This window comes from Marinomonas sp. BSi20584, from assembly GCF_002792415.1.
GTDB lineage: Bacteria > Pseudomonadota > Gammaproteobacteria > Pseudomonadales > Marinomonadaceae > Marinomonas > Marinomonas polaris.
In genome coordinates this window covers 60,134-67,776 of sequence record NZ_KZ454895.1, presented here as the reverse complement: position 1 = coordinate 67,776, position 7,643 = coordinate 60,134, and the positions used below count along the sequence as shown (strand labels likewise).

Here is a 7,643-nt window from a genome sequence, read left to right as displayed (position 1 = left end):
TTCGTCTCAAGGAAAGTTCAGCAGACTGCTGCCTGCAGGAAATCAGATACTATTCAACGGTTATAGAAGCATTGAGTCACCGCTCGATCCTTCTTGTAGCAGGAGTTCAGAAGCTGCTCCCTATTCGTCTATGTTGTCACGCAAGGGGATATGTGTGTGGGGGATCCCATTTATGGGCCTCAAGCGGATAAGCATTCATAAGCTTTATATTAATAAGGCTCTGATAGCTAAGGCTGTAGTGCTTTTTATTTGGATGAAAGTCGCCAATAGGAAGTAGAAAGGACTATATAGTTGGAGGTTTTTAAATCTATATGACCATTTTAATATTATTGGCATCATCTTTCTGTACATGCACCATTATATATTTATAATGGTGCTGTCTTAATTAACTGATTTATCAGAAAAATTTCTAATCTATATAAAGGATATATATATGAAAAAGTTAGCATTATCACTCGTACTAGCCGGCATGTCAGCAACTTCTTTTGCAGCGGGCGGTCATGGACCGGCAGGTTGTGGTCTAGGTACTGAGTATGTTTTTAAAAATGCTGATGTTTGGTATGAGCACGTAATGGCTGCAACTACAAATGGTACATCTGGCAACCAAAGTTTTGGTATGACTTCTGGTACTCTTGGCTGTGAAGATGCAAATGGCCCTCTTTCTGGTAGTGTAGCGGTTTTTCTGAATGAAAACCTTGAGCCTCTAGCTGTAGATATGGCTAAAGGTGATGGCGAAACTCTTGATGCTTTTGCCTCTTTGATGGGTGTAAAAGCTGAAGATAAAGCATTGTTCAATGCTCAAATGAAGCAAAATTTTGATCAGATCTTTGCTTCTGCAGAAGTAACTCCTACGACTGCACATGAAGGGATTACGAATGTTATGTCTAATTCCCAAGAATTGTCTAAATACTTAGGTTAATTCTAATAGTATTTTGTTAAATGAGAGCTATGTCTTTTAGAGACATAAGCTCTCTTTTTTTTGTCTACAAAATAGCGGTTTTTCTGTATTAATCCCATCTACCTAAAAGTAAGTTGATATGCGTTTTTTAGTTTTTTTATCGTCTGTACTATGGTGCTTTTCAGCATTCGGAACTGAGCCTAAATCTGCAGTTGTAGATGACAGTTTGCTCACAGAGTTAGCACAAAGTTCTTTGTGGTTAGACTTACTGCATTACCACCAAATAGGCGTTATTTCACCTAATGAAAGTCAGATAGATGATTCGAAATTTTTTTTATCTCCTCAGGGAATGTTGGATCCTAAAGCTGAATTACTTGCAACATTGACTGCTTTCCAAACTCCTTTTCTGGGGGAAGATGTTAATGACGCCAGTCAGTGTCGTTACCCTGCAAGACTAAGTTGGCTGAAAGAGCAGCATCTTGGTATAAGTTTTATTGAACCTAATTGCCCTGAATTTCAAGATTGGTATGGGAAATTAAATGGTGAAAGTATTTACTTAGTTTTTCCAGCAGCTTATTTAAATAGTCCTTCTTCTATGTATGGACATACGTTGTTGAGGATTAAAAAGAAAGGCAACAATTCTCCTTTATTAGATTTTGCCGTAAATTATGCCGCGAATGCTGATCCAAATGATAACCAATTGGTCTTTAGTTATAAGGGGCTCACAGGTGGGTATCCCGGTGTTGTTTCAGTAACGCCTTATTATGAGAAAGTAAAAGAATACAATTTTTTAGAAAGTAGAGATATTTGGGAGTATAAGTTGGATTTATCTCAGCAGGAGGTAAATCAATTTATTCGACATGTATGGGAAGTGCGTAATACTTATATGGAATATTACTTCTTTTCAGAAAATTGCTCTTATCAATTATTAGCTATGTTAGATGCTAGCAGTGAGCGTTTAAATACGACTAAGAACTTTAACTATTGGGCGATACCAGCAGATACAGTAAGAGAGTTAAAAAATGCTGGTATTTTACAAGATGTGAGCTATCGACCATCTGTTGTTGCTCAAATGGGACATATGTTAGAAGAGCTCACAGATGAGCAAATAGTAGAAGTAAAAGCATTGGTGTTAAATGAACAGCTTTCACTGGAAGGCTTGTTGGATTTTACTGAAGATGAACAAGCGCAGATACTTGAGGTTGCTTATCAGTATAGTCGTTACCTTTCAGCTAGAGAGAAATCAACATTAGACTATTTAAACTCGCGCTCAATTAAGCTTCTATCACTGCGTAGTAAATATGATACAACAAGTGCGTTTTTACCGATTCCCCCTCCAGAGGTGAGAGATGATGAAGGTCATAAAACTCAGCGTCTTGGCCTGACTGTAGGTGAGACAGAAGGTGATTACTTCACTCAACTTGAGTATCGCCCATCATATCATGATTTATTAGATTCGAAAGGCGGTTATCTCGAAGGAGCTGAGTTATCTATGTTTAGCGGTACCTTGGGTGTTCGTGAGGAAGATAGCCTGCGTGTTGAAGAAATTTCCTTTATTAATATTCGTTCGTTGGCAGCCTCAAATGCATTAGTCATTCCTAAGTCTTGGCAAATAAACGCTTCTTTAGTAAGAGATTTTGTAATTGATGATGCTCTGGTATTTCGTCTAAAGGGTGGTGCAGGTGTTACCGAGAAAGTATCTAATCATTTATTTTCTGTACTCATTAATGGTAGTGCTTCCGCTAGTGACAAGTATCAAGATACCTATCAGCAAAAATACAAAATCCAGGTTGGGCCTCAGTTACAATGGCTTTATTCAGGTGATATTCATCGCTTAATGGCTTCTTATGAGTACCTTGATGATGTTGATCATCATGCAAAATCTCTAGAAATTGGCAAAATTGAATGGTCTTATTTAGTTGATAGTGACTGGCAAGTTCGAGCGAAGCTAGAACAACAAAAGCAAGATGGCTTAAAACAAAATACAACACAGCTATCACTATTACATTATTTTTAACTAATGAAGAGGCTAAGATGAAATTAACTAGGGTAACGAAAATTCTAGTTAATAAGATTTTTGGCCTCTTTTTTTAGCCAGCTTCTTAAAGACCTTATTGCGTCTTCATCTTTTCGACTTTCTTTGTAAGCTATATAGAAGTTGTCTCCAGTCTTGAATGAGCTACAAGGGAGTTTTATTAGAGTTGTTTCATCATGTTTTTCACTCATCATGTAGTCATTTACAAGTGCGATCCCTAACGAGTGTTTTGCGGCTTCATAAGCCAGCATAAGGTGACTGAATCGATGAAATTGAATGTGTTCAGGTAAGGGGTGTTTTAAATTAGCAAACCACCGCTTCCAGTCTTCTATGTGACGATCATAGATGCTGTATGAAGTAATAAGTGGGAATTGAGCAAGTGAGCTAGGAGTCGAGCTTAATTTATTTACTAGCTCTTGATGGGTTATTGCTCCCAATTTATTCTTAATTGTCTCAAAATAGCTTTGGCTGCAAACAGGAAATAACTCTTCTTGATAGAGAGATTCAAATAGAAACCCTCGTTTTTCTTTTTCTGTGGTGATAAAAAAGTCTGCAGTTCGATCAGAAAGGTCCGGAGTGCCATGACTCATTTCAATGCTAAGTTCTAGGTTTGGATATAAGTGCTTCAGTTCTGGAAGTCTTGGTATGAGCCAATAGACGGCAAATGAGCTGTATACAGCTAATCTGATATGTGTTTTTTGTTGACCTTTAATGTGGTTTGTCGCCTCTTCAATTTGCAATAATGAATTGCTGATAGAATCTAGATAATGCTTCCCTTCCTTTGTTAATTCGAGATTTCGTCCTTGCCGATGAAAAAGGCTTTCTCCAAGATGGTTTTCTAAAATCCTTATTTGATGCGAAACGGCGCTCTGGCTGATATTGAGTTCGTTAGCAGCCAGTGAAAAACTGTTTAGCCTAGCAACGGCTTCGAAGACGGGAAGTGATTTTAGAGGAGGAAGCATATTCTTATTATCCAAATAACTAATACTAGTGGTAAATATATCACTTTATCTAATGGCATGTACTCATTAAGCTGATGCGAATAATACGTGCTCTCTAGGAGATAAATTGTGTCAGGTCGTACAGTAAGCAGTGCTATTTTAATTCTTGTATTAGGAAGCTTTTTTGCAACCTTGTGCGACGTCTTTATTAAGATGGCAGGCGTTGATGTGGCTATTTTTCAGTTCACCTTTTTTCGTGCAGTCTTCATGTGCCTTATTCTGTGTCCTATCGCAGTTGCTAAATACTTGCGTTCACCTAGGTCAATGGCAACCTTGGGTTTAAAGTGGCATTTTATTCGAGGGAATATATGGGTTTTAGCGGCTGTTCTTCTTGTTATATCCTTAGCTGAATTGCCTTTAGCAACAGCCAATGCAGTGTTTTACACAGCACCTATTCTAATAATGCTTTTTGGCTCTTTTTTCTATAAAGAGCGCTTAACTATGGATGTTGTACTTGCTGCTGTATTAGGCTTTATTGGTACTTTGGTAATTTTAAGGCCAACTGAAGTGACGTTTGCCATGATAAGTGCGATTTTATTTGCGGTAGTGTTAGCGGCGAATAGCTTATTGATTAAAAAACTGCCTCAAGAGCAAAGTATGCTTTATGGTTTATTTGTTACTCAGTTTTTTGCTTTGCCGCTGGCGGGTGGTTTAGCATTTTGGGAAGGAGAAACGTTTGAAATTGAAATCTTGATTTACGCGGCAGTATCTTCAATTTGTTCTATTTTATACAGCGTATCCTGTCTTATTGGGTACCGTTATGTGGCATCGAGTAAAGTCACTAGCGCTGAATACTCAGGGTTGATTTTTGCATTTTTGCTAGGTTGGTGGGTATTTGGTGAAACACCAGACTTAGGTGTTTTCATTGGGTCGCTTTTTGTTATTACACCGTTATTGTATTTAAGTCATAGGGACATTAGGCGATTAAAGAAAGAGCAATTAATGTCTAATACCCGATCCAATTTAGGTGCTGGTTGAACAAAGGTTTTTAATCATTTGTTCAACCATATCTGTTAAATCTTCTGTATCTAGGTAGATGCCATCTATAAACAGTCGGGCTAGTCCGTGAAGGCTAGCCCAAGTTGTTTGTCCAATTCTGAGTGGCGTATTGTTACTTGGAAGGATATTTTGCTCTTGTAACTCTTCCACCCAATCAATCCATGCTTTAAATGTTTGCTTAGAAGCTGCTTTTAGCGAGTCACTTGGATTGCCAGCTTTCCATAGCGTTCTGCCATACATAAGATCATAAGTTTCATTATGTTTAAGCGCATATTCTAAATAAGCGTGAACATATTTTTTGAAACCTTCTTCAGCGGTGTTTTTTTGTGCTCGCAAAGAGTGGAGCATTTTCGCTTGCTCGTAAAAACCTTGTTCTGCTAGTGCGCAAAGCAGCGCGTTTTTATCTTTGAAGTGATGGTAAGGCGCCGTTCTTGAAACACCAACAGTGTCTGCAAGTTTGCGCATACTTAGACTTTCGACGCCTTGTTCTTTGATGATTAAAGAGGCGGATTCAAGTAATGATTTGGTGAGATCACCGTGATGATACTGTGTTTTTAATGTCGACATGGGCTGATTAAATACTTCTATCTTGACAATGTCAAAATGAAAACCTATCTTGACAGTGTCAAAATTGCATGCGGGCAGCTGCAATACCAAAAAATAATAAACAAAGTGAGTCAGATTATGAGCCATTCAACGTATCCACATTTATTTGAACCATTAGATCTAGGGTTTACTCAGCTAAAAAATAGAGTGCTGATGGGATCGATGCATTTAGGTTTAGAGGAAGTGAAGGGCGGAATCGAGAGAATGGCCGTATTTTATGCTGAGCGTGCTCGTGGCGGAGTAGGGCTTATTGTTACTGGTGGCATTGCACCTAACTCTGAAGGTGCTGTTTACGCTGGTGCGGCGACAATGGCATCTGAGGAAGATGTTAAAAAGCATCAAATTATTACCGATGCAGTGCACGCAGAAGGCGGGAAAATATGCATGCAAATCTTGCATACGGGCCGATATGCTTATAATCCAAAACTGGTTGCGCCATCTGCCTTGCAGGCGCCGATTAATCCTTTTAAGCCTGAGGCGTTAACTCCAGAAGGCGTTGAAAAACAAATATCTGATTTTATCAATGCCGCTACTTTAGCTAAAAAAGCGGGTTATGACGGCGTTGAGGTGATGGGATCAGAAGGCTATCTGTTGAACCAATTTATTGCTGCTCGTACAAACCAACGTGAGGACGAGTGGGGTGGGGAGTACGATCATAGAATCAAGTTACCGACAGATATAGTGAGACGAATTCGAGACGCCGTAGGCAGTGATTTTATTATTATCTACCGATTGTCTATGTTGGATCTTGTTGAAGGTGGTAGTGACCTTGAAGAAGTGGTGAAACTTGGACTTGCTATCGAAAAAGCTGGCGCCAGTATTATAAGTACGGGGATTGGTTGGCACGAAGCGAGAGTACCAACGATTGCTACCAAAGTACCACGAGCTGCATTCACTTGGGTAACGGCAGAGCTGCGTAAATCCTTATCTGTTCCTTTGGTCACTTCTAATCGAATTAATACACCTGAAGTAGCGGAGCAGGTTCTGGCTCGTGGCGATGCGGATATTGTGTCTATGGCGAGACCTTTCCTTGCCGACCCTGAGTTTGTGATAAAAGCAGAGCAAAATCGTGCCGACGAAATTAATACCTGCATTGCTTGTAATCAAGCCTGTTTGGATCACGTGTTTGATCAAAAGATGACGTCTTGTTTGGTCAACCCAAGAGCATGTCATGAGACAGAGATCATTATCACACCAGTTGATTCTCCTAAGCATATTGCCGTAGTTGGAGCTGGCCCTGCTGGTTTAGCGTTTGCAACCACGGCAGCAAAGCGCGGTCATCTTGTTACTTTATATGATGCGAGTAATGAAATTGGCGGGCAATTTAATATCGCCAAACGAATCCCCGGTAAAGGTGAGTTTTATGAAACTTTGCGATATTTTGCGCGTCAGGTAGAACTGACAGGCGTTAATCTTCAGTTGAATACCCAGGTTGATGGTGAGCTTCTAAAAAAAGAGAAGTTTGACGAAATCGTACTAGCAACCGGCATCTTGCCTAGAACCCCAGAGATTGAAGGAGTAAAACATCAAAAAGTACTGAGTTACTTAGATGTGATGAGTGGTCACCCTGTTGGTAAACGAGTTGCCGTTATTGGTGCCGGCGGCATTGGTTTTGACATCAGCGAGTATTTAATTCATTCGGTAGCTCATAAAGAGCAAAAGATTGAAGACTTCATGACTCAGTGGGGCGTGGATATGAGTTTTTCCGCTCGTGGTGGCGTGGAAGGTATCAAACCTGTGTTTGCAAAAGCTGAGCGTGAGGTTTTCTTATTACAACGTAAGAAAAGCAAAGTTGGGGCTAACTTAGGCAAAACGACAGGCTGGATTCATCGTACCGAATTGTCGAAAAAAGGCGTCGTCTTTTTGTCAGACTGTGATTATCAGCGTATTGATGATGAAGGACTGCATTTAACCGTAAATGGCGAGGCCCGTTGCCTTGAGGTGGATACGATTGTTGTGTGCGCAGGACAAGAGCCAAATCGATTATTAGAACGCGAAATAGGTCATGCGGTGCACTTTATCGGTGGTGCTGATGTGGCTTCTGAACTGGATGCGAAGCGGGCTATTAAGCAGGGTACCTTGTTGGCTTGCTCATTATAATTAG

The 7,643-nt window shown here is 39.9% G+C and carries 7 protein-coding genes; 5 read left to right on the top strand and 2 right to left on the bottom strand.

Going from position 1 to position 7,643, the window contains the following annotated elements; translation table 11 throughout:
* The 3 genes from TY87_RS22825 to TY87_RS19920 form a co-directional block, all read left to right on the top strand.
* A partial coding sequence (locus TY87_RS22825) for a hypothetical protein (RefSeq protein WP_232617189.1) occupies positions 1-277 on the top strand: 277 nt, incomplete at its 5' end.
* A gap of 156 nt (positions 278-433) precedes the next feature.
* Entirely contained in the window at positions 434-919 is a 486-nt protein-coding gene (locus tag TY87_RS19925) for a DUF3015 domain-containing protein (RefSeq protein WP_100188398.1), read from the top strand.
* 118 nt (positions 920-1,037) lie between these two features.
* The gene (locus tag TY87_RS19920) at positions 1,038-2,915 is read left to right on the top strand and encodes an Lnb N-terminal periplasmic domain-containing protein (RefSeq protein WP_100188397.1); all 1,878 of its coding nucleotides are present in this window, start codon (positions 1,038-1,040) and stop codon (positions 2,913-2,915) included.
* Between the two features lie 44 nt (positions 2,916-2,959).
* Here TY87_RS19920 and TY87_RS19915 read toward each other — a convergent pair whose 3' ends face one another.
* Positions 2,960-3,895: a LysR substrate-binding domain-containing protein gene (locus tag TY87_RS19915; RefSeq protein ID WP_100188396.1), complete on the bottom strand. Its 936-nt coding sequence runs from the start codon at positions 3,893-3,895 to the stop codon at positions 2,960-2,962.
* 108 nt (positions 3,896-4,003) lie between these two features.
* Here TY87_RS19915 and TY87_RS19910 point away from each other — a divergent pair, with 108 nt between their 5' ends.
* On the top strand, positions 4,004-4,912 hold the full coding sequence (locus tag TY87_RS19910) for a DMT family transporter (RefSeq protein WP_100188395.1): 909 nt from the start codon (positions 4,004-4,006) through the stop codon (positions 4,910-4,912).
* Here the strand turns inward: TY87_RS19910 and TY87_RS19905 are convergent.
* Positions 4,898-5,626, bottom strand: coding sequence for a TetR/AcrR family transcriptional regulator (locus TY87_RS19905; protein WP_332835626.1), 729 nt, complete (start codon positions 5,624-5,626; stop codon positions 4,898-4,900). The genes TY87_RS19910 and TY87_RS19905 overlap by 15 nt on opposite strands.
* Here TY87_RS19905 and TY87_RS19900 point away from each other — a divergent pair.
* The gene (locus TY87_RS19900) at positions 5,618-7,639 is read left to right on the top strand and encodes an oxidoreductase (RefSeq protein ID WP_100188394.1); all 2,022 of its coding nucleotides are present in this window, start codon (positions 5,618-5,620) and stop codon (positions 7,637-7,639) included. The genes TY87_RS19905 and TY87_RS19900 overlap by 9 nt on opposite strands.
* Positions 7,640-7,643: the final 4 nt, after the last annotated feature.

What these genes read in the sequence shown, in the direction of transcription:
- TY87_RS19925 (WP_100188398.1), top strand. Translation starts at nt 434, where the DNA reads ATGAAAAAGTTAGCATTATCACTCGTACTAGCCGGCATGTCAGCAACT.
- TY87_RS19920 (WP_100188397.1), top strand. Translation starts at nt 1,038, where the DNA reads ATGCGTTTTTTAGTTTTTTTATCGTCTGTACTATGGTGCTTTTCAGCA.
- TY87_RS19915 (WP_100188396.1), bottom strand. Translation starts at nt 3,895, where the DNA reads ATGCTTCCTCCTCTAAAATCACTTCCCGTCTTCGAAGCCGTTGCTAGG.
- TY87_RS19900 (WP_100188394.1), top strand. Translation starts at nt 5,618, where the DNA reads ATGAGCCATTCAACGTATCCACATTTATTTGAACCATTAGATCTAGGG.
- TY87_RS19905 (WP_332835626.1), bottom strand. Translation starts at nt 5,626, where the DNA reads ATGGCTCATAATCTGACTCACTTTGTTTATTATTTTTTGGTATTGCAG.